A 24,691-nucleotide genomic window follows, 5' to 3' on the forward strand; every position below is an offset into this window, starting at 1 on the left:
AAACTAAATCAAATGACAAGAAGCAGTTAAGCTCTAATTAACAAACAGGAACGAGTGAAAACTCATCAAAACAAGAACAGTCTAATAACAAATCAAATTTTTATGAAAGAAAGGAATCAAGTATTTAAAAAAGCAGTTTTGCTATCCTTTTTGGCTTGCTTACAAATCAGTGTATTTGCACAAAATATAAAAGTAAGCGGAACAATATCGGAAGCAAATGGTGCGCCAATGCCAGGTGTAAATGTTTCTATTCCAGGTACAACTATTGGAACAATTTCGGCTGGTAATGGTACTTATACAATGGATGTGCCTGCTGATGGTCAATTACACTTTAGCTTTATTGGTTTTGTATCACAAACGATTGATATAAGCGGCCAAACTACAATTGATGTAGTTCTTCAAGAAGATTTCCAAGACTTAGATGAAGTGGTGGTAGTTGGTTATGGAACAACTAAAGCTCGCGACTTGACCGGTGCTGTAAGCTCTGTAAAGGCAGAAGAACTGCAAGATAAAGCGGTCGTTTCAATTGACCAGGCCTTGCAAGGAAAAGTCTCAGGTGTAAGTATTTCACAAAACTCAGGTGCGCCAGGTGGAGGCATCTCAGTTCGAGTGCGTGGTATTACCTCATTAACAGGCAGTAACGAACCGCTGTACGTAGTTGATGGTGTGCCTTTAGATGGTAACTCAAACAACGATAGCTTTAGCTTTAGTACAATGGGAGGCGAAAGCGGCCAGACTAAAGTTAGTGCACTTTCTACAATTAACCCCTCTGATATTGTTTCAATTGAAGTGTTAAAAGATGCTTCAGCTGCGGCTATTTATGGTTCTCGTGCTTCTAATGGTGTCATCTTAATTACAACCAAAAGCGGTAAAAAGGGTCAATCAAAAGTGACTTATGATGGTTACTATGGTGTACAAGAGTTAACTAAGTACTTAGACGTTATGAATCTGCCTGAATATGCGCAGTATGTTAACGAAATTTCGGTGCAAAATGGCCAAAAGCCTAAAGACTCATTCTTACGTCCTGAATTGCTTGGCAACGGTACCGATTGGCAAGAAGAAATCTTCCGTATTGCTCCGGTAACCAGTCACCAGCTTTCTGTATCAGGAGGTAACGATAAAACAACAGTTTATACGTCATTGGGTTATTACGACCAACAAGGTATCTTAATCAATACCGATTATGAACGTTTCTCGTTGCGCTTAAACATGGAGCATAAAGTAAATGACTGGTTCAAATTTGGAAATACTTTGACAGCCAGTAATTCAAAAGAAAACATTGCATATAATGATTCTGAAGATGGCGTTATTATGGGCGCTCTTCGTCAATCACCTGAGGTGCCAGTTTATTACTCAGATGGAAGTTGGGGTGGACCAAGTGCTGAAGATAACGTTGGTTCAGGTGGCGGTTATAACCCGGTAGCCTGGTCAACGATTCGTTCATCGCAATTAGAACGGAATAAGTTGATAGGAACCGTTTATGCTGAAATAGATTTCTTTAAAGACTTAAAACTACGCACTGAGCTGGGTTATGACTTTAACTTCAATAAAATGTCTTCGTTTAATCCATCTTATGAAATTGGAGACCAGGTAAATGATACTGGTACTTCGTTCAAATATAATACGCATAGTTTCTATTGGATTGTGAAAAACTATCTGACTTATACCAAGATGTTTGGTTTACACAACCTGACTGTTATGGCTGGTCACGAAGCACAACATTCAACATGGGAACAAATACAAGCTAGCCGTGGTGGTTTTATCCAAAATGAACTAACAGCCTTAGCGCTTGGAGATTCAGAAACTGCAGGCGCAACCAGTATGCAAAATCAATGGGCTATGCAATCTGCTTTTGCACGTGCCAACTATGGCTTCAACAATAAGTACTTGCTAACGGCTACTTTCCGTGCCGATGCTTCATCTAATTTCGGTCCGAATAATAAGTGGGGATACTTCCCTTCATTCTCTGGAGGTTGGGTTGTAAGTGAAGAGCCGTTTATGGAATCATTAAAGGGAACTTTGGACTGGGTGAAGCTACGTGCAGGATACGGAGAAGTAGGTAACCAAAATATATCGCCATATACATATGGTCAGGCTTTAAATACGATTACTTCGGCTTATGGACCTGCTTTCTTGCCAGGTAATATTGCCAATCCTGATGTAAAATGGGAAACCACAACATCAACTAACGTTGGTATTGAATTGGGCTTTATTAATAATCGTATCAACATGGATGCTGATTTCTACATTAAGAAATCAAAAGACTTCCTGTTTGTACTGCCAATGCCTTACTACTATGGTCGCGAAGCACTAAGCCCTCCGACAGTCAACTTAGGAGAGATGACAAATAAAGGTATCGACTTTACATTGAATACGGTTAATATCGATAAACAAGATTTTCGTTGGACATCAAGCTTAGTGGCTTCAACTTACAAAAATGAAGTAACTGAGTTAGCTGATGAAAATTCGACCATTACACAGATTATTCAGTTTAACCAAACAGTTACCCAAACTTCTGTTGGAAATCCTGTTGGTCAGTTCTACGGCTATGTGGTTGATGGTATCTTCCAGAGTGAAGATGAGTTGAACAGTGCACCATCGCAAGGAACAATAGACGAACACAATGGAACCTGGTTGGGTGATTATAAGTTCAAAGACATTAATAACGATGGTGTTATTAACGACGATGACCGTACAATTATTGGTGACCCTAATCCTGATTTTACCTTTAGTTTGAGCAATAATCTCAACTATAAAAACTGGGATTTCGCATTTACCTTCTATGGCTCATATGGTAATGATATACTTAACTGGACACGCAAAGTAACCGAAGGTATGACTGATTCATATGCAAACCAGTCAGTAAAAGTAGCCGACCGATGGACACCAACCAATACAGATACTGACATGCCGCGTTACGTGTCGGGTGACCCAAATGCCAATGCCCGTGTATCAGACCGCTATGTTGAAGATGGTTCATTTGTTCGCATTCAGAATGTAACATTAGGCTACACAGTGCCAAAAGGATTATTGGAACGCACTGGTATATTTACTAACGTTCGTGCTTATTTCACCGTTCAGAACTTGTACACATTCACCGACTATAGCGGCTACGACCCGGATATTGGTGGACACAGTAACAATGCCATGTTATCGGGTGTTGATAACGGACGTTATCCGGTACCTCGCACGTACACATTTGGTTTGAAACTTGATTTTTAAGGACTTGTAAATTGAAAAAATCATAGATATGAACTTATATAAAATATTAGGAATATTAGTTTTATTGGGCTTCATGGCCGGATGTTCCGATGATTTCCTTGAAATCACGCCAGAAGACCGATTAACCATCGATAATTACTACAACAACGACGAGCAGCTATATACAGGAGGAGCAGCACTTTATAATCGTCCATGGTTCTATTTCAACGAGAAGTTTATCCTTTGCATGGATGTGTATGCAGGTAATACTTCTGGTGACTATGCCGATATCGTTCAGTTTAACAAATTTGCTGTTTTCTCGGCTAATCAGTTCTTGACCGAAGGGTATCAATCCTTATATTCGGTTGTTGCATATGCCAATAGTTTATTGGACATCGTGGAAAATAAAGTTGGCCCTCAAGTTAGTGACCAGGCTAAAGAATGGTCTCGAGGAGAAGGTTTGTTTATGCGGGCGGTGGCTTATTATTACTTGGTGCGTACCTGGGGACCAGTGCCAATTTTGGAAGATATCAACCAATATGGTACTGATGTGCCCGTTTATCGTCATCGTGTAGAGGATGTATACACCTTAATCGAACGCGATTTAGCCGAAGCAGCTGAGTTATTGCCTTTAGCATGGCCTGAGTCGCAAGCCGGACGAGCAACTAAAGGAGCTGCTAATGGTATGCTTGCCGAAGTTTATTTAACACGTAAAGACTATGCCAATGCTAAATTACGTGCTGATAAAGTGATTGGAAGTGGGGTATATTCTCTAATGCCTAACTATTCGGATAACTTCCAACCTAAAGGTGGCGTTACCTGCGATAATAATAAAGAATCCATTTTTGAATTGCAATGGGTATCACCTCCACAAGGCGAACACTGGTATTACACCAATACGCACCAAGCTTATTTAGCTGCCGCTGGTAAATTAACAGCAACTGGCGATGGTTGGGGAACATTTATTCCTTCAAATGACTTTATTCGTGCTTATGAGGATGGCGATTTACGTCGTATGCCAACCATTATGGAGAAAGGTAATTTTTATCCAGAGTTGGTGACCAAAGAAGGTGGCTTTCTAGTTGAGAATGCCATGACTAACAACTACGCTGGCTATCGCAAGTATGTGGTTGGTTCTGCAGAAGAGTGGCCAACGGTTAACTTTATGAATACCGATGTAAATACGCACATCTTGCGTTACGCAGAAGTATTATTAATCAGAGCCGAAGCTATTTTAGGTACATCGGCATCTACAACCGATGCGACGGCACTTGGCGACTTTAATGATGTGCGTGAAAGAGCTGGTTTGGAAGCTAAAGATGTAATTACTTTGGACGATATCTTGCAAGAGCGTCGTATGGAGCTTCCAATTGAAAGTGGCGACCGCTGGTACGATTTAGCGCGTATTGACAGAAGCAAAGCCATTGATATTCTTTCAAATACCGACCGTGCTTATTTGGCCGACCGTGAAGACCCGGAAGGTGGTAGCGAAGGTGGCGGACGCTTTGTTGTTCCCTCTGAGAGCGACTTCTTATTACCATTACCACAGGTTGAAACTGATATCAATCCATTGTTGAAGGAAGAGCCGGTGGCTTATGAATTTAATTAATAAAAGACTCAAGATGCTAGACCTAAGGTTATTAGTGAGTTATAAATAATCTTCGTACTTGATGCTTACATCTTGGTACTAACACATTAATTATGAAACGATTTTTAAAATACAATATAGTCGTAGCGCTTGTAGCAAGTTTAATAGTTACGACAACATCGTGTGATGACGAGGAAACCTTCAACCCGGAGTTCTCAGTTATTAACTCGACTAATGAAGATGTGACTGGGCCTTCGCAAGGCTTTCCGAATGATTTAATAATTGCCGAAGGTGTGCAATTGGATAAAATGAAAAGCATTGGCTTTGCAACTGCTGATGACACGGTTGAGGTAGTTTTTAATCCTGTACTAAATTCATCGGTGGCTGTGATGTTTAATGTGCCCTGGAAGGAAGATTTAGGAAGCAAAATGGGAAATCAGAACATTGTTTTTACAAATAAAAATGGTGTTGAAGTAACTCAGCCTTTTGAAATTCTTCAGCCAGAGCCTGTCATTCGAATTTTTGAGCCAGCACGTCCTAAAGCAGGAGAAACGACTGTAATTAATGGTCTTTGGTTTCAGGGATTAGAAGACGTGACTTTCGATGGCGAATCGGTAGAGTATGAGCAATTATCATCAACCGAAATTTTGATGCATGTTCCTGAAAAAGCTGAGCCTGCTGAAGTTGTTGTGACAACTAATATTGGTAGTGTATCTGCACATTTAGATGTTGACATTGGTTATAATGTGTATTTGGTTAATGATTTTGATGGAGGAGGTTTATATCCAATAAATGATTGGTGGTCAAATGGTGATATGTCAATCATTCCTGCTAAGTTCAGCGATGTAGATGGTTACAGTGGCAACTATGTAGAGATTACCTGGGATGGTTCTACGGCCAATGGTTGGGGTAATGCCGAGCCAAGTAGCGGTGCTAATCCTGGTATTGCCGAAACCAATACGGCTGATGTAATCTTCGTTTGTGAAGCTTACTGCGTTCAGTCTGAAGGTGCTGCTTTGGAAATCCAGATTGATGATGGCATCACCGTTTGGGCTTTATCGCACCAATTTACCGCCGATGAAGTAGGCAAGTGGGTAACACTTGAATTCAGCACATACGATTTCGTATCTGGCTATGGAGGCGGTTCTGCCAGTCACGATATGGGACTTCAGGATATCTCTAAAATCAAATTAGCTATTCCAAATTGGACAGGCGTTGCGCCTACTGTTATCCGAGTTGATAACATGCGATTCCATGGGTATTACTAAAATTTAGATTAAAAGAGGAGAGTAGTGAGAGTAGAGTATTAAATAAGTTGCTCAATTTTCACCTCTCTTCTCTCATTTCTTTTGAAAACTTCCTGCAATGAAACAACTTAACAATATTCTACTGCTGATTTTAATAGCCATGGTGACATTGGCCTGTGGTTCGGGCGATGCCACTGCACCAACGTTGGATGCGCCATTGGCTTTAAATGCAACCGATATTACGCAAAACTCTTTTACGGCTAAATGGGTAGGCGTAGCCAATGCAAAGTCTTATCAGATTGATGTTTCAACAGCCAATAACTTCAGTTCTTTTGTCGACGGCTTCGAGGCTAAAAGTGTTAGTGACGTAAAATTAGAAGTAAGTAGTTTAGATGCTAATACCGATTATTTTTATCGCGTAAGGGCTGTGAATGGTGAAACTCTTTCTGCCAATTCAATGACCATAACTACTAGAACAACCATTCCGGAAGATGTTCCATTGAAAGAAGCTGCTCAAAGCTTTTTTATTGGAAATGTGGTGCAATCGAACCGCATGACTGGCACACACAAAGAAATTTTAAATCGTGAGTATAGTAGCATCACGGCCGAATACGAAATGAAGATGAACATTATGTATCCGTATGAAGGAGCCTACGATTGGACACGCTCTGATGCGATTGTTGATTTTGCGGTTACCAACAATCTGAATCTGCACGGCCATGCCTTAATTTGGCATAATTCTACACCTGATTGGATTGAAAACTACACAGGTACCGATGCCGAGTTTGAAGCGATGCTTGAAGACTACGTGAAAACGGTCGTTACGCGTTATAAAGGCAAAGTAAAATCATGGGATGTGGTTAATGAAGCCATTGAAGATGGTTCAGGCGATTATCGCAACAGTGTTTTTTACCAGCGCATGGGAGCCGATTACATTGCTAAGTGTTTTAAATGGGCACGCGAAGCTGATGAAGATGTTCTGTTGTTTTACAACGATTACAACCTATGCGACAACGGAAATAAACTCACAGCTGTATTAAATATGATTGATGGTTTAACTACAGGTAATGTGCCGATAAACGGTCTTGGCTTTCAAATGCACATATCGTATAACTGGCCAGATCGTAGCGATATTGAGGCTGCCGCTCAAAAAGTGGTGGATCGCAAACTAAAATTGCATTTTTCAGAGTTAGATATTCGCGCTAATCCAAATAATGATTTAACATCGCTTAGTTCTGCTCGGTCTTTGGAACTAAAAGCCAAATATAAAGAAATAGCTGAAGTTTATACGGCTATTCCAAATGACAACAAGTATGCTTTAACCATTTGGGGCATGAAAGACAATGAGTCGTGGTTACTCGATTTCTGGGGACACATTGACTGGCCTCTACTTTATGATAGCAATTTCGACGAAAAGGATGCTTATTACGGTTTTTTAGAAGGGCTGATGAAATAGACGAATTGAACAAGGTTATTTATTACATCCTGTAATTATTATTGAATATTAGGTCTTCTATCTTGAAACTCACAACATGAACACAAACAATAAAATATCAGTCATCGAAAAAATTGGTTATAGCTTGGGCGACCTGGCAGCTAACTTGATTTTTCAGACGCTGATGACATTTCTGGCATTTTTCTATACCGATGTCTACAAAATTCCACCTGCCAGTGCTTCAGCCATCATTTTTGCAGGCGGAATGATTGGTGCTTTTTTTAATCCGATTATGGGAGCCATTGCCGACCGCACAAATACGCGCTGGGGCAAGTTTCGACCGTGGATTTTATGGACTGCCATTCCTTTTGGGGCATTCGCCATTTTGGCTTTTAGTACACCTCAATTTAGTCCGTCTGGTAAAATTATTTATGCCTTGGTAACTTATATTTTACTGGTACTTATTTATTCGGCCAACAACTTGCCTTATGCCACATTAAGTGGCGTTATCACAGGCGACATGGCTGAACGAAACAGTATTTCATCCTACCGTTTTGTAGCGGTAATGGTAGCGCAGTTTACCATTCAGGGACTGCTTTTGCCTTTGGTCTTAATTTTTGGCGATGGTGATAAAACATTGGGTTTTGAACGTGTGATGACGACCTTCTCAATTGTTGGTGTTATTTTCTTTTTAATCACGTTTTTAACAACAAAGGAGCGAATAACACCATCCGAAGAACAAAAATCGTCGATAAAAGAAGATTTAAAGGATTTGTTTAAGAACAAACCATGGATTGCCATGCTAGTCTTGACTATTTTTATCTTCATTACGCTGGCTCTCAAAGGTGGCATGTATGTTTATTATTTCGATAATTACATGAGCGAGGCTCACTTATCAGCCTTTCTTGAGACGATTCGATTTACGCCCATGATAGCCAATTTAAAAGCATCCCTTCCCGGATTTGATTGGCCCGATGATGCGGTAACTTCTGCCTTTAGCTTGTTTAATGCAGGTGGCATCATATTTATGATTCTAGGTATTGGTTTTTCAAAACCTTTGGCCGACCGCTTTGGTAAGCGCGATGTATTTGGAGCAGCTTTGCTTGTAGCAACATTGTGTGTGCTTGTCTTCTGGTTTTTTCCACCCGAGGGGGTAGCTATGGCATTTATCAGTCAAATACTGCATGGTTTTTTCTATGGCATCACCATTCCATTGCTGTGGGCGATGATTGCCGATGTGGCTGATTATTCGGAGTGGAAAAACAATAGAAGAGCAACGGCCATCATTTTTTCGGCCATGATATTTGGCTTAAAAGCCGGGTTAAGTATTGGTGGCTCGTTGGTTGCCGGAATTTTGGCAGCATATGGCTACGATGAACAGTTGATTACACAATCTTCTACAACAGTTAGTGGTATAAAGCTATCGGTAAGTGTTTTTCCAACCATTACCTTTTTAATTGGCATGGCTTGCTTGTTCTTCTACGAGATAAATAAGAAGATGGAAGTAACCATCGAAAATGATTTAAAAGCTCGCAGAGCATCTTAAAAACAAATAATAAAACCAATGAAACTATTTACATACGCAATACTTTTTAGTTTGTTAATTGCTTGTCAACCAAAAGCAAAAAAGGAAGCATTAGCACCGTCACTCGCAGACGCTTTCAAAGGACGGTTTATGATGGGGACGGCGCTGAATTCTCCGCAAACCGAAGGAAAAGATACTGTAGCACTAAACATCGTGCAGCACCATTTCAATTCCATAGTAGCAGAAAACTGCATGAAAAGCGAAGTGCTACAGCCCAATGAAGGCGAATTCGATTTTCGTCTGGCCGACCAGATTGTTGAATTGGCGGCAAAAAGCAATGCATTTATGGTGGGGCACACTCTGATTTGGCATTCGCAAACTGCTCCTTGGATGTTTGTCGATGAAAACGGAGCGCCTGTCGCTCGTGATACTTTAATAGAGCGCATGAGAACACATATTCATACGGTTGTAGGACGTTACAAAGGACGAGTACACGGTTGGGATGTGGTTAATGAGGCATTATTGGAAGATGGTAGTTTTCGCCAAAGTCCATATTACAAAATCATTGGCGAAGAATTTATCGAATTGGCTTTTCAGTTTGCTAACGAAGCCGACCCAGATGCTGAGTTGTATTACAACGACTACAACATGTATAAGCTAGAAAAAAGCCAGGGAGCTATCAAGTTGGCAAAAACTTTAAAAAACAAAGGTATTCGAATTGATGGTATTGGTATGCAGGCACATTATGGTTTGCACATGGATATTTTTGACGAAATAGAAGCTAGCATCAATTCATTTTCTGACAATGGATTAAAAGTGATGATTACCGAATTGGACGTATCCGTTCTGCCTTTTCCTACAGAAGAGTTAACAGCCGAAGTGAGCCAGAACTATGCCATGAAGCCTGAATACAACCCATATGTGACTGCTTTGCCTGATTCTGTTCAAACGCAATTAGCCAGTTACTATCAGAACCTTTTTGAAATATACAAGCGCCAAAGTGACAAGATTAGTCGCATCACTTTTTGGGGCGTCAACGATGACCAAACATGGCGCAACTACTGGCCTATTCAAGGACGTACGGATTATCCATTATTGTTTGACAGAAATAATGAAGTTAAACCAGCTTTTGACGCAGTTATAAAAACTGCCCAATCCCAAAAGTAAATCGATGAAAGTATTTTATCTATTAACCTTAATTATTGGATTATCATTACTGTCTTGCTTATCGTCAACACAGAAAGGGGTGAGCATTGAAGGAAACCAATTCTATTTTAATAGCGAACCAACTTACAAGGGCGTATCGTGGAACGGGCATCAGATTGAAGGCTTGCTCTTTAATTCGAGAATGGTACAGGGAATTTTCGATGATTTAAATCCTGCTACTCTCGAGAGTTTCATCTATCCGGATACCAAACAATGGGATGCACAAAGAAATACAAGAGAATTTGTCGCGGCCATGGAGGACTGGAAAAAACACGGTCTATTGTCGTTTACCTTAAATCTGCAAGGCGGTAGTCCGCTTGGTTATGGTAATAAGGGTTGGATTAACTCAGCCTTTAATCCCGATGGTTCTTTAGATGAGGCGTATACACAGCGCCTGGCCTTAATAATGGATGAAGCTAAACGGCTGGATATGGTCGTTATTTTAGGCCTGTTTTACTTTGGCCAAGATGAATATTTAATGGATGAGCAGGCTGTAATTCAAGCAGTGGATGAAATTGCCTGCTGGATAAGTAATAACAATTATCGCAATGTGCTTATTGAAGTGGCCAATGAGTGCGATATTTTTTATGATCACGAGATATTGAAACCTGAACGAATAGTGGAATTAATAGCACGTGTACAGAAACATGGTTTATTGTGTTCTGCAAGCTTCAGTGGTGGAGTAATCCCACATTCACGAGTTGTGAAACAGTCTGATTATATCTTGCTACATGGTAATGCGGTTGAAAAGCCTGAAGGCATTACATATATGGTGAATAAAGTGAAGAATATGCCTGAGTATTCAGGGCAACCAATTGTTTTTAATGAAGACGACCATTTTGGTTTTGACCAGGATAATTACAATTTAAAAGCCGCAGTTGAAAGTTATGCATCGTGGGGGTATTTCGATTACCGCCATCAGGGGGAAAGTTTTGAAAATGGCTTTCAGAGCGTGCCTGTAAATTGGACAATATCCTCGGAACGAAAACGTGCTTTTTTTAATAAAATTAAAGAGATAACGAATTATTAGAAGAGAATGAAGACACCAAGATACTTAGTAGAGGATTTATACACAGCCGACCCATCGGCACATGTATTTGACGGGAAATTATTCATTTATCCATCACATGACTTTGAAAGTGGCGTAGCCGAAAATGATAATGGCGACCATTTTAATATGCGTGATTACCATGCTTATTCTATGAATGATATCACAGGCGAAGTTACCGACCATGGCGTCATTTTGGATGTAGACGATGTGCCATGGGCGAGCCGCCAGATGTGGGACTCTGATGTTGCACATAAAAATGGAAAATACTATCTCTATTTTTCAGCGAAGGATAAAAATGATGTGTTTCATATTGGCGTTGCTGTAAGCGCCAAGCCAGAAGGGCCGTTTATTCCTATGAAGCACCCGATGATGGGAAGTTATAGTATTGACCCATGCGTGTATCAAAGTGAAGAAAAGGAGCATTACATATTGTGGGGAGGTATTTGGGGCGGACAGCTACAGCGCTATCGAGATAATAAGGCAATTGAATGTGGTGGTGAACCTGCTGATAATGAACCGTCGCTTTGCCCGAAAATTGCCCGACTAAGCGTTGATATGCTGGAATTTGCCGAAGAGCCAAAAGACTTATTGATTCTGGATGAAAACGGGGAACCATTGAAAGCGGGCGATCACGATCGTCGTTTCTTTGAAGCTTCGTGGGTGCACAAGTACAATGGAAAGTTCTACTTCTCTTACTCAACCGGAAATACGCACAAGTTATGCTATGCAGTAAGTGATAACTTGTATGGTCCTTATACTTACCAGGGAGTTATTCTTACGCCAGTGGTTGGTTGGACTACGCATCACTCAATTTGCGAATTCAAAGGCAAGTGGTACTTATTTCATCACGATTGTGTGCCATCGGGAGGAAAAACTTGGTTGCGCAGCATGAAAGTAGTTGAATTGGAATATGATAAAGATGGAAAAATTATCACGATTGAAGGTACTCGATAGTATTCGTTGCTTCGTTATTTTAGTGTTAGTATTTAGCTCAACTTTAGATGTAATGTCTCAGGAATTGATGCCCGAACAACAAGCTTGGTTGAGTCAGTATTATGGCCGATGGTTAAGCACCGCGTCTGTTAATAGCGACATGATTGATGAACACAACTGTATTGAAGTCATTGCTAAGCCGCACATGGATGCTAAAGCAATGCAAGTTGATGTTTTTTCAATAAAAGATGGGCAGAAGCAAGGTATTTTGTCGGAGTTGCTGGTCTATGATACTGTGTCTGAACAAATAATTGCTTTGGGACAAAATGACGAAGGACAAAGCTTTATTGGTAAAGGGAAGTTTCAAAATCGTCATCGTTTAACAATGTTGGATAAAAACATAGATGGTAAGCCTATAATGGAAGTTGACTTTAACTTTATAAATCCAACCGAAGTAATACTGAAAGGCAAAGCTTTGGATACATCGACTCATGATTGGGAAATAAAGTACATCAAGCAAAATAATCCCATCAAAGAAATTGGTATTCAGCTCGTTTCTGTGCGTGAACTAATGCTTGAGAATCTAAAAGAAACGTTAAATATTCTAGGCAGGATGGGCTTTAGCTATGTTGAAACCTTTGTTTTTGATGGTAATGGCTTTTATGGAATGAGCCCTCTGGCTTTTAAGAATCTGGTTGAGGAATGTGGACTGCAGTTTAAAGGCTCAATGGTGTTTAAAGATTTGCCTCCTGTAAAAGAGATGAATGCAACTATGGAATGGTGGCAGAATTGTATTAATAAACATCAAGAGGCTGGAGTGGAGTTTATCACCACTTCAAACAACAGAGTGCATGAATTAAAAAGTGAATATGATTTAAAACGTTTATGTGATTATTACAATACTATTGGAGAGTTGTGTGCCGCAAAAGATATACAATTCGCCATTCATAATCATACCGAAGAGTTTGGAAGGGTTGACGGTCATGTTATCTATGATTATTTGCTGCAGAATACAAATCCACAATTTGTCAGCTTTCAAGTAGACTTGTATTGGATAAGAGAAGCTAAGCAGAATGCGATTGACTATTTTGAGAAATATCCTGGTCGCTTTTTTTCATGGCATACTAAAGATGATGCCGAGTTAAGCAAAAGTGGTAAAACCGATTTTGAACAGCTCTTTCAATATGCTGAACAGTCTGGTTTAAAATACAACGTATTCGAAATTGAGCAATTTAACTTTCATCCATTTATTAGCATTAATATGGGCTTAAATTACCTGTTTGAGGCTGATTTTGTACAAGATTAAAATTACCCGGATTTAATACATGTTAGAAAGGTTGCTGCAGGTAAAAGTGCAGTGACCTTTTCTTATAAAATATATGTAGATAACATTTAGCTCTTTAAAGAAGTTTATTGGTAAGAATAATCAGTTTCATCAAATCCACGTTTGGATAAATAACCGGCTAAATTAACACAGATGATAACCCATTCAGTAATTCTAAAATTATCATTTACAATTTTTACAACTTTTCATATAGTTCTTTTGATGATAGAATTAGCCACTCATAAGAAGAATAAGCATTGCAAATACCCTCTGTTTTTTCTAAAATTGCTAAAGCTTTAAAAGAAAGTGAGAATTACCATATTATGCCGTAATAGCAGTGTTTCTAGCGAAAATCACTGACTAATATTATTTACACAACATTTACAACGCAAACGCTGTAAATAATTAAATATCAGTATTTAGAAAATTCTGTATCGGCAAGTAACCACCCCTCTCTTCTCATATAGTCAATAACTATATAAGCTGTGTAAACCAACTCTTAAACTCAGCCGACTTATTTTTACTGACAAAGATTTTTTCAGGAGTCTCTATTTTAAGTTGCACCTGTAGGCGGTTATCATAGCGAATCAGCATTTCTTCAATACTGTCACGCGACAGAATGTATTGCTTATTGGCCCTTATGAAGTCTTTGGGATTGAGATCATGAAGAATCTGTTCCAGGGTTTTTGAATAGGGGTAATGAACCCCGTTATTCAGGTAGATCTCGGTCACCTTATCCGTGGTATAAAAGCAACTTACTTCACTAATATCAATTGGAATCAGCTTATTATTATCGCGGACCAGCATCTTTCCTATATAGGTATTGGGCGGTGTAAGCTCCTGTTGATTGCTCAGATATTTTAGTTCATCACCAGGGCTTAATTTTTTAAACTTTTCAATGGCACGTGCAAGCTCCACCACCTTGATAGGCTTCAGCAAATAATCAATGCTGTTTACTTTAAACGCATCAATGGCATAATCATCATAAGCAGTGGTAAAGATGATTGGTATTTCAATGGTTATATGCTGGAAAATGGTAAAAGCATTGCCGTCTGACAGGTGTATATCCATCATGATCAAATCAGGAGCCTCCCTGGTATTCAACCAGGTGATGGTTTGCCTGATGCTTTCTGTATTGCCAAGAATTTCAATGGATGAATCAATGCTTTTTAGTATCCCTGAGAGGTTTTCAAAGGCTACCGTTTCATCCTCCACAATTAGTACTTTCATTCTTTACTGCTTTAAAGGTAAAATTACAATAAATGTCTGACCATCATCATTTACCCTTATCTTTTTATTCATCATGATCTGAAAGCGGTTCTCCAGGTTTTTAAGGCCGGTGCCGTTGGTTTTATCAGGTGAGAGTTTTGGGAATATTGGATTGTGGATCTCCAACTCATCGTTTTCATTCAACCTGATCATAACTTCCATTTTGTGTTCGCTATCAATCGTATTATGTGCAACCACATTATCAATAAGCGGTAAAATGGATAAGCTAGGCAGCTTTAAACCCCTTTGATCTTCTTTTATATCAATTTGAAAATCAAGCTTATTCGCAAAGCGAACTTCCATTAAATAGCGGAATGAGGCCACAAATTCCAGTTCTTCTCCCAATGTTACAAGCCCTTTATTCTCACTGTTTAATATGTACCTGAACATGTCTGAGAGCTTATTCACAAACTCAATTGTTTTCTCATCATTTCCTTTACGTACCAGGGCCGTGACACTATTCAGTGAATTAAAGAAGAAGTGTGGATTGATCTGATTGGATAAGGCATTGCAGCGGCTTTCCAGATTCTCAATCTTTAATTGCTCGATCTCCTGTTCTTTTTGGCGCTGATCTTTATTCATGTGATAAACATGGCCGATAAAGGCAGCCATGAGGCAGATGAAAAAGAATTGGAAAATAAGGATGCTTCCAAAGCAATCTACGAAAGTACAATAAGAATAAGAGATCAGCACATAGCTTAGATAGGCCACAACGCAAATGGCCATGTTTAGCATTAAGCGTCTTCTAAATATGGAGGTAGGTATCTTTTTCAGGTTAATATGAAAGAGAATACCAGCCAGAATCGTGAAAAATACAAAGCGAATGATCGAGAAATTGATATGCTTGGCACGTTCTATCCCTTCCAGGTAACTCAGCTTCCAGGGAAGCTGTGTAATGTTGGGGTAGGTGATGAGCAGTGCTCCAAGCAGACTGATCAGGATCAGTTTATAAGGACTGTATTTTTGTAAAAAGTTCATAGTTGGAAGACGCTTAATGTTTATTTAATTATGGATTGAATAAGCCATCAGGGCGTTACCGTGGCGAATATATAAAATACCGTTGTGAATGGTCGGATGTGCCCAGAAAGGCCCTTCACCTTTGGTTATTTTAAATTCACTGATCACTTCGAATTTTTCAGGATTTGCAGCGACAAGACCAACATAGCCCTTCTTATCATCGAAGCAGTACAGCATGTTGTCGGCACTAATGATTGTGCCTTTACTTTTTCCTTCCCAGGTGGTTTCATACCTGGTTTCACCACTTTCCCAGTCAACGGCCACCCAGTTACCTTTGGCATTGCTTAGCCAGTTTGATCCGTAAATGGTACCTTCTACGACAACATAGCCGCCTTGTTGTGTATCCAGATCGTTGTTTTGCCATAGCTTACTCACCGATTTGCCGTCATCACTTAACTGTAGCTTATAGGCATTCAGGTCGTAACCGTTACTGAAAAATATCTGTCCGTTAATGAATACAGGTGTGTTGCAGGCTCCTTTTCCGAATTCAGCTGAAGCGCCATGTTCCGACCATTCTTCATAAGACCATATCATTTCACCATTGTCCGGATTCACACCAAAGATGCTGCCACCCACGATGCCGATGATCTGTTTGCTGCCATTGTGTTCGATTAATAAAGTAGAGGCATAGTTAGTGGTCGTTCCCACGGTGTCGCATTGCCATATCAGTTCGCCGTTTTTACGGTTGAGAGCCACCATGGAGGCTTGCTGACCACCCGGGCAGAAGATTACTTTGTCTTTATAAACCAGTGGGGATTCGGCAAATCCAAAGCGGTGTGGTTTGGCACCGTAGATTTCCTTCCCGTCGACGCTCCAAAGGATGTCCCCTTTCTTAGTGCCGATGCATACCACTTCACACAGTCCGCTGACAACATAGGCTTTGTTGCCCACAATAGTTGGTGTGGTTCGGGTATCAGGGTATGATTTGTTCCAAGGATTACCGTATTCTACTTCGTAAATCTTTTCACCCTCTAAGGTATAGGCCGAAAAGATCTCCTTTGTTTCGTCCTCATTCATACCCGTGATGTACAGGCGCCCGTCTGCAATAACCGGACTGGACCAGCCTTTACCGGCATCCATCGATTCCCAGAGTAGTTTCGGGCCTTCGCTTCCCCACTCTTTAAGAAGGTCTGTGTCCGGATAGATCCCGTCACGGTTAGGGCCGCGCCAGCCGTGTTGGTCTTGTGCATGTGTGGTTTGAATGCTTAAACAGCAAACAATAATTGCTATAAGGTTTATTTTAAGTCTGTTCATAGTTTTATATTTAGCTAGCGTATTGAATAGGCCATTAAAGCATTGCCATGGCGGATGTATAAAATGCCGTTATGAATAACCGGGTGGGCCCAGAAGGGTCCTTCTCCTTTGGTGATCTTAAATTCACTCTTCACCTCGAATTTCTCAGGAGTAGCCGGCACCAGTCCCACAAATCCTCTTTTCTCATCCAGGCAATACAGCATGCCGTCAGCCGTAATAATGGAACCCTTGCTTTTTCCTTCCCAGGTGGTTTCGTATTGTGTTTCACCACTGTTCCAGTCAACAGCCACCCAGTTGCCTGTGGCATTACTCAGCCAGTTAGAGCCGTAAATGGTTTCATCAACCATCACAAATCCACCGTGATGGGTATCAAGATCAGTATTTTCCCAAAGTTTGCTTACCGACTTACAGTCATCACTTAATTGCAGTTTATAGGCGTTCAGGTTATAGCCATTGCAATAGAAGATCTGACCATTTTTGTACAAGGGCGTATTGGTGGCAGTTTTTCCCGGACCCCTGGTTTTACTGTTCAGCCCCCAATCTTCAAACGACCACATCATTTCGCCGGTTTCCGGGTTCACACCAAAAATGCTTACTCCTACGAAGCCAATGATTTGTTGAATGCCTTTGTATTCGATCAATAAAGGTGATACATAGTTGGTGGTTCCGGTAAGTGCTTCACTCTTCCAGATCAGCTTACCGTTCTTGCGGTTAAGGGCGATCATGGCAGCCTGCTCACCACCCGGACTGAAGATGACCTTGTCGTCATGCACAAGTGGTGCTTCTGCAATACCAAAGCGGTTTGGTTTAGCCCCGTATTCAGTTACTCCATCCACTTTCCAGTCGATGTCCCCTTTTTTGGTGTCGATGCATACCACTTCACCCATGCCACTGATAACATAGGCCTTTTTACCCACAATGGTGGGGGTGGTCCTGGTATCGGGGTAGGATTTATTCCAGGGATTTCCGTATTCAATGGAGTAGATTTTTTCACCTTCAATTGTATAGGCCGAGAAGATCTCTTTGGTCTCATCTTCATTCATTCCGGTCAGGAACAAACGGTCACCTACAATAACCGGACTTGACCAGCCTTTACCGGCATCCAGTGTTTCCCATAGTAATTCGGGGCCTTCAGCAGACCACTCTTTTAGTAATTCCGTATCCGGATAGACACCATCGCGGTTCGGACCGCGCCAGCCATATTGGTCTTGTGCATCTGTAGTTTGAATACTTATGCAGCAAACGATAATAGCTATAATGTTTGTTTTTAGTAGATTCATAGCTTTTTTTTTATTTACGTATTGAATAGGCCATCAGGGCATTGCCATGGCGGATATATAAAATTCCTTCGTTAATAACAGGGTGTGCCCAAAAAGGGCCTTCACCTTTGGTGATCTTGAACTCACTGATCACATCAAATTTTTCAGGAGTGGCGGGCACCAGCCCAACAAAGCCTCTTTTTTCATCATAACAGTAGAGCATATTGTCAGCTGTTATAATAGAACCTTTCCCTTTTCCTTCCCAGGCTGTATCGTATTTGGTATCACCGGTATTCCAATCTATGGCAACCCAATTACCTTTCGAGTTGTTGATCCAGTTTGATCCGTAAATGGTGCCATCAACCAATACGTATCCGCCGTGGTGTGTGTCTAAATCTGAGTTCTTCCATAGTTTTGTTACTGACTTTCCATCTTCGGCCAATTGCAACATATAAGCATTAAGATCATAACCATTACAGAAGAATAGTTTACCATCTTTAAAAAGCGGGGTGTTACATGCTATTTTACCAGCGTTCTTAAACGCAAAATCTTCACCCCAGTCGCTAAATGTCCATTGCATTTCACCGGTTTCAGGATCAACGCCAAATATGCTTTCTCCCGACATACCTATTATTTGCATCATGCCATTGTAATTGATCAGAAGAGGAGAAACATAGCTGCTTAATTCACCTATGGATTTGCTCTTCCAGATCAACGCTCCGTCTTTTGCATTTAAGGCCACCATTGCCGTTTGGTCTCCTCCCGGGCAAAAGATCACCTTATTATCAGTAAACAGTGGAGATTCAGAAGTACCCCAGGGACCTGTTTTTACTTCAAATTGCTCTCTTCCATCAACTGTCCAGTCGATGTCCCCTTTTTTTATGTCGATGCAAACCACTTCTCCCATGCCACTGACAACATAGGCTTTTTTACCAACAATGGTAGGTGTGGTCCTGGTGTCAGGGTATGATTTGTTCCATGCGTTCCCGTATTCAATGGAGTAGATCTTTTCACCTTTAGTGGTATAGGCTGAGAAAATCTCTTTGCTTTCATCTTCATTCATTCCGGTCAGGTACAAACGATCCCCTACAAAAACCGGGCTTGACCAGCCTTTGCCGGCATCAAGGGTTTCCCATACTAACTCAGGGCCTTCTGCAGCCCACTCTTTCAATAATTCAGTATCCGGATAGGAACCGTCACGATCAGGTCCCCGCCAGCCGTGCTGTTCTTGTGCTTCTGCAGATGGCAGTGCCAGGCAGTAAAGCATCAATGCTAAAAGGGTAAACTTAAGTTTGTTAAGCGTTTCCATAGTGTCTGTAATTAATCATTATTAAAGGTTTGTTTGTAGATTTCATGTAGTCTGCCGGCCAGTATATGGTCGTTGTAAACCTCACTGGCCTTCTCTTTTGCTTTAAGTGCAGCCTTTTTATAAAGTGTTTCATCACTAAGCAACTTTTCCAAAGCATCAGAAAGTTTCTCCGGAGTGTTGGGGTGATACAGCTGACCTGCTTCTCCAATGATCTCAGGAAATGAGCCGGTAGCAGGAGCCACGGCAGGCACACCTGAGGCAAAGGCTTCACACAGGTATAAGCCCACACCTTCATCAAAAGTAAGGGGTACAGAGATAAGCGAGATAGAACTGTAAAACGTGGAATGATCGGCCATCGAATAATCATCCAGGAATTCCACATCACGCATCACCGGTGCCAGAATTTGCCTTACCTCTTTCACAAATTTCTTGTCGTGATCAGTGTAACCGCCGCCGATCTTAAGTCTGAGACCTGGTATGCTGTTTTTCCTTTTCAGGCTTACAAAAGCCCTGGCCAGAATATCGAGTCCGTTCTCCTGGTTCAGGCGGTAATAATAGCCGATCACCTTGCCTCCGATGGCTTCTGATTCGTTGTATTTACTGAGGTTAATGCCCGGGTAGGCTACTTCAATATCTATGGCGTCAGGCAACCTTTCTTCTGCTATGCCCTTGTAGAATTTACTGGTCGTTACCAGGCGATCTACAAAACGAAGGTTCTTATTAATGCTATCCCAGGCCAGGCGCGCGTACTTTTCTTTCATACTGTCAATCCACACCTCCTCATCCTGCAGTGAGCAAACCACAGGCGTGTCCATCTTTTCTTTGATCGCTTTAGCAATGCCAATGAGTAAGGAGCTTGACAAATGAATTATATGCGGTTTTTCATCCTGGCTTAACCAGGTGATCAAACGCTCTACTTCTTTTTGAAACACCGGGTCTTCACCATGTATCATCGACAGGGTCATCCCCTCCATGCCTTTGGTCGAAGTGGTACCCGACATGGAAGAAGCCATTTTGAGCATGGAATCTGATCCTGTGAATCGCTCCAGCCACTTCGGCATGGAGATACGTTTGAATAATTTCTGTGCGAGGTAATAGGTTGTAGCCGGGAAGAAGATCGGACTTTTCGTATGAAAAGCATGCTTGTTCAGGGGCAGGTACAGAGGAATAACGATCACCTCATGTCCCTTTTTTTGCAGGGCGGAAGCATGCAGGTTATCGCGCATGCAATTGCCGCAATAAAACGAATCACCAACTCCCGGAATAATAAAGACAACCTTCATATTACTTGTAATTTCGTTGAACTTCATGTTTAACCACACGACTTATGAATATAAGCGTTAAGAGCATAAACAGACCTGTCAGTATCAGGGCTGTCATCCAGACTGCTAGGCTGACATTGGTGTAATTGCTGCCAATACTGATCACGGCACTGATCAATCCCGTCACTATAGCATAAAGGGGCACAGGGATATTCTCACGGTATAGTATGGCTTCAGTTTTTTGTTTACTGAAACCCAGTCGGGCGTACATTTCAATTTCGTGCTGCCGCACATTCAGGTTTTTACGGATAACGATTATGAAGCCCATGATACCAATTAACAGCCCAATCCCACCTAATGTCATGAAGATCGTAAGATAGGTATCGGTAACTGTATTAAATTCCGCCAGCCTTTCATTGGTTGTATTGATCCTTACGCCATACTCATACATAGCCTGCGACAGGGTTGTTTTAGTTTGACTGATAGCATCCTGCTGTGTGTTTAAGAGAAAGACTTCACTTCCGGTAATATCCGGCCAGATCTGGGAAAAGAGCGCTTTATCCATCAAAACATGTCCCTGGAATATGGTATTTGGCAAGGTGCCCACAAGTTGAGCGGCCACTTTCTGACCATTATTACCTGTGTAATATATGGTATCGCCCAGGCTTTTAACCAAGCTCCATTGCAGTACAGTAGCATCAACCAATATGGGGTATACATTATTGTTTGCCTGTAATAAGTGTTTTAACAGTCCGTCTTTATCCGTCTCATACATGTTACTGCCAAGGCCAAGCTCACTTTCAAACAACTGATGCATATCGACTCCCAATACCGTGGGGGTACTCACTTTATTCAGGTTCAGGCAGCTGGCTTCATCGGACTTGTATCGGAGGCACTGGAGAACTTCAGGATTACCGGACAAGCCTGATAAATTCAGTTTTTCTTTACCTTCTGTCGTATTCATGTTATGGTACACCGGAATTGAGCTTTCACACCATAGGTCATAACCTCCGGTAGCCTGGGTAAGCTTTGATGGCTTGTTAAAGTCCTGCCGGTTTAGACCCACAGAGAATACAATAAATACACCGATGGCCAGTGAAAGGTACGATAGCACAGCTTGTTTTTTGTTGGCCATAAGCGTTCGCCAGGTCAGCTTCTTCTGTTTAAAACCCTTACTTGTTGCCCCACCTTTTTTACAAATGTGATATTCACCCCATAAAGCAAATGTGAGCATCAGCATGACTCCTGTTAGAGCGAAGAGTGCAACTGAACTTACGAAGAACAGGTTGTAAACGGCAACGGCTAAAGTCATTGCAAACACAAGGATCAACAGTGTTTTTTTAATCCTTAAGGATGAAGCCTGGGTTTTGGCTGCAGATACCTTTTCTTTTAGGTGTCTGGAAATAACACGGCGTAACACGAACAGCGAGAGGACAATGCCAACAGCAAAGGCCATTACAAGGGTAAATACATTTGAATAGACAGAAAGGCCGCTTGTATGGGTTGCACCGGACCAGAATGTATTTAAAAGCCAGATGATAAGAGTGGTGTATAATAAACCTGTCAGAACACCGATGATGGAAGAAAACACAGTCACCGGCGCCGTTTCCATCCATAGGAGGTAGCGTATGCGTTTGGTTGTGTAGCCAAGAGCTTGCAATAATTCAAGTTCTGGTTTTCGCTTGAATATCATTTCAGACAATGGCACTATCATGAGCAGAACGGCCCCGACGATAATGAAGAAGCCCAGTGCTAAAAATAAGCCGGCGAAATCAACACCATTACTGGCTGCATAAATACCTGACTCCCTCGGATGAACCACTTGTACACCAAACATAGCGGCATCCAGGGCTGATAGATCAGGTGTTTCTCCATTGATTCGAACGCCCGTGGCATAACCATAGGTATTGCCCCATAAATCTTCAACAGCCTCGTAGGGTAAAATAGCTTTTGGCGTTGAGTGGTAAAGCTCCCAGTACTTTTCATCCTCTTCGGTAACCAGGTCCATATCAATGGGCAGGTCGCTGTCCCAGGCTGTACAGGATTCCACATCTGAAATGCCAGGAAAGTCAGCGCTTAAAGTGCTATCCTTTAACAAATCAGTAAGGGGTACAATCTGCCTGATCTTTAAAAGTAACGAATCGCTCACCAGTGTTTTAAAATCCCTGGAAGTAAAAAAACTGATAGTGACTTCATCGCCCACATCCGCGTTTAATCGTTTTGCTGAATAATCCGATAAGATCACTTCATCAGACTGCAACTTTTGTCCCTGGTATTGATCCATCGCTGTGACAAAAGAGTAGGGGATAGATTTCCCATCCAGGCTGATGGAATTGCTCAGGTATGAATACAACCGGTTGATTTCGGAGTTGGTCTCGCTAAGTGCCTCCAATACCTCGTATTGTAAAAACACCCGGTCTGAACTTAATTCGGTATATCCCTTTTCTGCGTGTACTGATAGTCCTGACAGCTCATGGTGCCAGGCAGCATTGATTTCTTCCGTTTCGATTAATTTTTCCGACATGATGAGGTTGACCTTTCCGGGCACTTCCATCGTTCTTGCCAACTCATGGCGGTTCACAAAGATATTGAGCGGGAGTCGCTGCTCATTGAGTAAACTGATATTCCCACCCGACTCTGTTTCAAGGATACCTTTATACTCAAGCCTCAAACTTGTGGTATACGTGTCTGTTACAAATAAGGAGCCCGATGGTACAAGCCCTGATGCAGGTAAACGCAGCACCAGCGATTCATCCAGGTTTACCTTGACCTCGTCTGCTAAGGCCGGGTTGATCAATGCCTGGCCTTTATCCAGGTTCAGATCATCCACTCCCCATACCATTACCGGAATAAGTGTTCCGTTTCGCGCGATAAATCCATTGCTTATCAGGATGCCCCTGGCAGATGAATTAAATACGGGGTCTTGGGTAAAAGATGCTTCCAGGTAACTATTGTTGGCAAAGATCACTGTTTCTGTATCACCCAGACGTTCAGAGACCTGATTTAGAAGACTGCTCCGCACTGAATCGCCTGTAACCAGACTTCCGGCTATCACTGCCACTGATATAAGCACGGCCAAACCCACCAGTTTAAAATAACGGGCAAAGAAACCGATATTCTTTTTTATGAGCTCACTGGTTTTCAATTTAGTATTCCGTTTTTAAGTGTGACAATCTGTTTAGCTGATTTAGCCATTTCTTCCGAATGCGTTACCATCAGGATGGTGGTATTCAGTGTCTGGTTGATTTCAGACAATAAGGCCACTATGTTAAGGGCATTTTCCATGTCCAGCTGTCCGGTGGGCTCGTCTGCCAGCAGAATTGCCGGTTTCATAATTAAAGCACGGCAAACAGCTACCCGGCTCGATTCACCGCCCGAAAGATGGGCAGGGTATTGGTTGGCTACTTGCTCAATACGTGTGAGCTTCATAAGTGTCCTGGCATAGTCAATATAGGATTGCGGTGCTTCTGATTGATAGGCCAATACAGGCAGGAGGATATTCTCAATTGCTGAATACTGGGGCAGTAGGCGATGATCCTGAAATACAAAGCCGATTTTCTCATTGCGCAGCTTATGCAGGTCGGTGTGAGGGTTTATCTCCTGACCATCCAGTATATATGACCCTTTATCAGCCTTCAGCAGGGTGCCCAGAATAGAAAGCAAAGTCGTTTTCCCGGAGCCGGAGGCGCCTTTTACTGCTGTGAAGTCACCTTTGTTCACTTCCAGGTCCAGGCCTTTCAAAACCTCATTTAGACTGCTGTCACCGTCCTGGTAGCTTTTATATATCTTGGTTAATTTTAATATGCTCATT

General features: G+C 41.6%; 17 protein-coding genes. 9 read left to right on the top strand and 8 right to left on the bottom strand.

Annotated features, from left to right (window positions below):
• Positions 1 to 102: 102 nt before the first annotated feature.
• From ACRD69_RS17020 to ACRD69_RS17060, 9 genes are all read left to right on the top strand, one after another.
• The gene (locus ACRD69_RS17020; RefSeq protein WP_430816323.1) at positions 103 to 3,222 is read left to right on the top strand and encodes a SusC/RagA family TonB-linked outer membrane protein; all 3,120 of its coding nucleotides are present in this window, start codon (positions 103 to 105) and stop codon (positions 3,220 to 3,222) included.
• 28 nt (positions 3,223 to 3,250) lie between these two features.
• On the top strand, positions 3,251 to 4,810 hold the full coding sequence (locus ACRD69_RS17025) for a RagB/SusD family nutrient uptake outer membrane protein (RefSeq protein WP_430816324.1): 1,560 nt from the start codon (positions 3,251 to 3,253) through the stop codon (positions 4,808 to 4,810).
• A 92-nt stretch (positions 4,811 to 4,902) separates the two neighbouring features.
• Complete coding sequence (locus tag ACRD69_RS17030; protein WP_430816325.1) at positions 4,903 to 6,057, top strand: hypothetical protein; 1,155 nt, start codon at positions 4,903 to 4,905, stop codon at positions 6,055 to 6,057.
• Between the two features lie 97 nt (positions 6,058 to 6,154).
• Positions 6,155 to 7,492: an endo-1,4-beta-xylanase gene (locus ACRD69_RS17035; RefSeq protein ID WP_430816326.1), complete on the top strand. Its 1,338-nt coding sequence runs from the start codon at positions 6,155 to 6,157 to the stop codon at positions 7,490 to 7,492.
• Between the two features lie 76 nt (positions 7,493 to 7,568).
• Positions 7,569 to 9,017: an MFS transporter gene (locus tag ACRD69_RS17040; protein WP_430816327.1), complete on the top strand. Its 1,449-nt coding sequence runs from the start codon at positions 7,569 to 7,571 to the stop codon at positions 9,015 to 9,017.
• An 18-nt stretch (positions 9,018 to 9,035) separates the two neighbouring features.
• A complete protein-coding gene (locus ACRD69_RS17045) occupies positions 9,036 to 10,163 on the top strand; it encodes an endo-1,4-beta-xylanase (RefSeq protein WP_430816328.1) in 1,128 nt (375 codons plus the stop codon).
• A gap of 4 nt (positions 10,164 to 10,167) precedes the next feature.
• Positions 10,168 to 11,232 (top strand): hypothetical protein, encoded by a 1,065-nt coding sequence (locus ACRD69_RS17050; RefSeq protein ID WP_430816329.1) that lies wholly within the window; start codon positions 10,168 to 10,170, stop codon positions 11,230 to 11,232.
• A 6-nt stretch (positions 11,233 to 11,238) separates the two neighbouring features.
• The gene (locus tag ACRD69_RS17055) at positions 11,239 to 12,207 is read left to right on the top strand and encodes a glycoside hydrolase family 43 protein (protein WP_430816330.1); all 969 of its coding nucleotides are present in this window, start codon (positions 11,239 to 11,241) and stop codon (positions 12,205 to 12,207) included.
• Positions 12,173 to 13,492, top strand: a complete 1,320-nt coding sequence (locus tag ACRD69_RS17060) for a sugar phosphate isomerase/epimerase family protein (RefSeq protein WP_430816331.1) — start codon at positions 12,173 to 12,175, stop codon at positions 13,490 to 13,492. The genes ACRD69_RS17055 and ACRD69_RS17060 overlap by 35 nt, the downstream gene beginning before the upstream one ends.
• A gap of 492 nt (positions 13,493 to 13,984) precedes the next feature.
• Here ACRD69_RS17060 and ACRD69_RS17065 read toward each other — a convergent pair whose 3' ends face one another.
• Genes ACRD69_RS17065 through ACRD69_RS17100 form a run of 8 tightly spaced genes read right to left on the bottom strand, consistent with a single transcriptional unit; the run spans position 13,985 to position 24,690 of the window.
• Positions 13,985 to 14,740 (bottom strand): LytR/AlgR family response regulator transcription factor, encoded by a 756-nt coding sequence (locus ACRD69_RS17065; protein ID WP_430816332.1) that lies wholly within the window; start codon positions 14,738 to 14,740, stop codon positions 13,985 to 13,987.
• A gap of 3 nt (positions 14,741 to 14,743) precedes the next feature.
• Positions 14,744 to 15,757 carry a sensor histidine kinase gene (locus tag ACRD69_RS17070; RefSeq protein WP_430816333.1) on the bottom strand — a complete coding sequence of 338 codons (1,014 nt, stop codon included), beginning with the start codon at positions 15,755 to 15,757 and terminating at the stop codon, positions 14,744 to 14,746.
• 24 nt (positions 15,758 to 15,781) lie between these two features.
• A complete protein-coding gene (locus ACRD69_RS17075; protein ID WP_430816334.1) occupies positions 15,782 to 17,050 on the bottom strand; it encodes an outer membrane protein assembly factor BamB family protein in 1,269 nt (422 codons plus the stop codon).
• 14 nt (positions 17,051 to 17,064) lie between these two features.
• Positions 17,065 to 18,330 (bottom strand): outer membrane protein assembly factor BamB family protein, encoded by a 1,266-nt coding sequence (locus tag ACRD69_RS17080; protein WP_430816335.1) that lies wholly within the window; start codon positions 18,328 to 18,330, stop codon positions 17,065 to 17,067.
• Positions 18,331 to 18,340: 10 nt separating this feature from the next.
• Positions 18,341 to 19,618, bottom strand: a complete 1,278-nt coding sequence (locus ACRD69_RS17085) for an outer membrane protein assembly factor BamB family protein (RefSeq protein WP_430816336.1) — start codon at positions 19,616 to 19,618, stop codon at positions 18,341 to 18,343.
• Between the two features lie 11 nt (positions 19,619 to 19,629).
• A complete protein-coding gene (locus tag ACRD69_RS17090; RefSeq protein WP_430816337.1) occupies positions 19,630 to 20,928 on the bottom strand; it encodes a glycosyltransferase family 4 protein in 1,299 nt (432 codons plus the stop codon).
• Positions 20,903 to 24,025, bottom strand: coding sequence for an ABC transporter permease (locus ACRD69_RS17095; protein WP_430816338.1), 3,123 nt, complete (start codon positions 24,023 to 24,025; stop codon positions 20,903 to 20,905). The genes ACRD69_RS17090 and ACRD69_RS17095 overlap by 26 nt, the downstream gene beginning before the upstream one ends.
• Positions 24,022 to 24,690, bottom strand: coding sequence for an ABC transporter ATP-binding protein (locus ACRD69_RS17100; protein ID WP_430816339.1), 669 nt, complete (start codon positions 24,688 to 24,690; stop codon positions 24,022 to 24,024). Before ACRD69_RS17100 ends, ACRD69_RS17095 begins: the two co-directional genes overlap by 4 nt.
• Position 24,691 lies beyond the last annotated feature (1 nt).

Origin of the sequence: Carboxylicivirga agarovorans, from assembly GCF_050589845.1 — a bacterium.
GTDB classification, from domain to species: Bacteria; Bacteroidota; Bacteroidia; order Bacteroidales; family Marinilabiliaceae; genus Carboxylicivirga; species Carboxylicivirga agarovorans.

What these genes read in the sequence shown, in the direction of transcription:
- ACRD69_RS17035 (WP_430816326.1), top strand. Translation starts at nt 6,155, where the DNA reads ATGAAACAACTTAACAATATTCTACTGCTGATTTTAATAGCCATGGTG.
- ACRD69_RS17070 (WP_430816333.1), bottom strand. Translation starts at nt 15,757, where the DNA reads ATGAACTTTTTACAAAAATACAGTCCTTATAAACTGATCCTGATCAGT.
- ACRD69_RS17080 (WP_430816335.1), bottom strand. Translation starts at nt 18,330, where the DNA reads ATGAATCTACTAAAAACAAACATTATAGCTATTATCGTTTGCTGCATA.
- ACRD69_RS17030 (WP_430816325.1), top strand. Translation starts at nt 4,903, where the DNA reads ATGAAACGATTTTTAAAATACAATATAGTCGTAGCGCTTGTAGCAAGT.
- ACRD69_RS17025 (WP_430816324.1), top strand. Translation starts at nt 3,251, where the DNA reads ATGAACTTATATAAAATATTAGGAATATTAGTTTTATTGGGCTTCATG.
- ACRD69_RS17045 (WP_430816328.1), top strand. Translation starts at nt 9,036, where the DNA reads ATGAAACTATTTACATACGCAATACTTTTTAGTTTGTTAATTGCTTGT.
- ACRD69_RS17020 (WP_430816323.1), top strand. Translation starts at nt 103, where the DNA reads ATGAAAGAAAGGAATCAAGTATTTAAAAAAGCAGTTTTGCTATCCTTT.
- ACRD69_RS17075 (WP_430816334.1), bottom strand. Translation starts at nt 17,050, where the DNA reads ATGAACAGACTTAAAATAAACCTTATAGCAATTATTGTTTGCTGTTTA.
- ACRD69_RS17100 (WP_430816339.1), bottom strand. Translation starts at nt 24,690, where the DNA reads ATGAGCATATTAAAATTAACCAAGATATATAAAAGCTACCAGGACGGT.
- ACRD69_RS17040 (WP_430816327.1), top strand. Translation starts at nt 7,569, where the DNA reads ATGAACACAAACAATAAAATATCAGTCATCGAAAAAATTGGTTATAGC.
- ACRD69_RS17090 (WP_430816337.1), bottom strand. Translation starts at nt 20,928, where the DNA reads ATGAAGTTCAACGAAATTACAAGTAATATGAAGGTTGTCTTTATTATT.
- ACRD69_RS17085 (WP_430816336.1), bottom strand. Translation starts at nt 19,618, where the DNA reads ATGGAAACGCTTAACAAACTTAAGTTTACCCTTTTAGCATTGATGCTT.
- ACRD69_RS17060 (WP_430816331.1), top strand. Translation starts at nt 12,173, where the DNA reads ATGGAAAAATTATCACGATTGAAGGTACTCGATAGTATTCGTTGCTTC.
- ACRD69_RS17065 (WP_430816332.1), bottom strand. Translation starts at nt 14,740, where the DNA reads ATGAAAGTACTAATTGTGGAGGATGAAACGGTAGCCTTTGAAAACCTC.
- ACRD69_RS17050 (WP_430816329.1), top strand. Translation starts at nt 10,168, where the DNA reads ATGAAAGTATTTTATCTATTAACCTTAATTATTGGATTATCATTACTG.
- ACRD69_RS17055 (WP_430816330.1), top strand. Translation starts at nt 11,239, where the DNA reads ATGAAGACACCAAGATACTTAGTAGAGGATTTATACACAGCCGACCCA.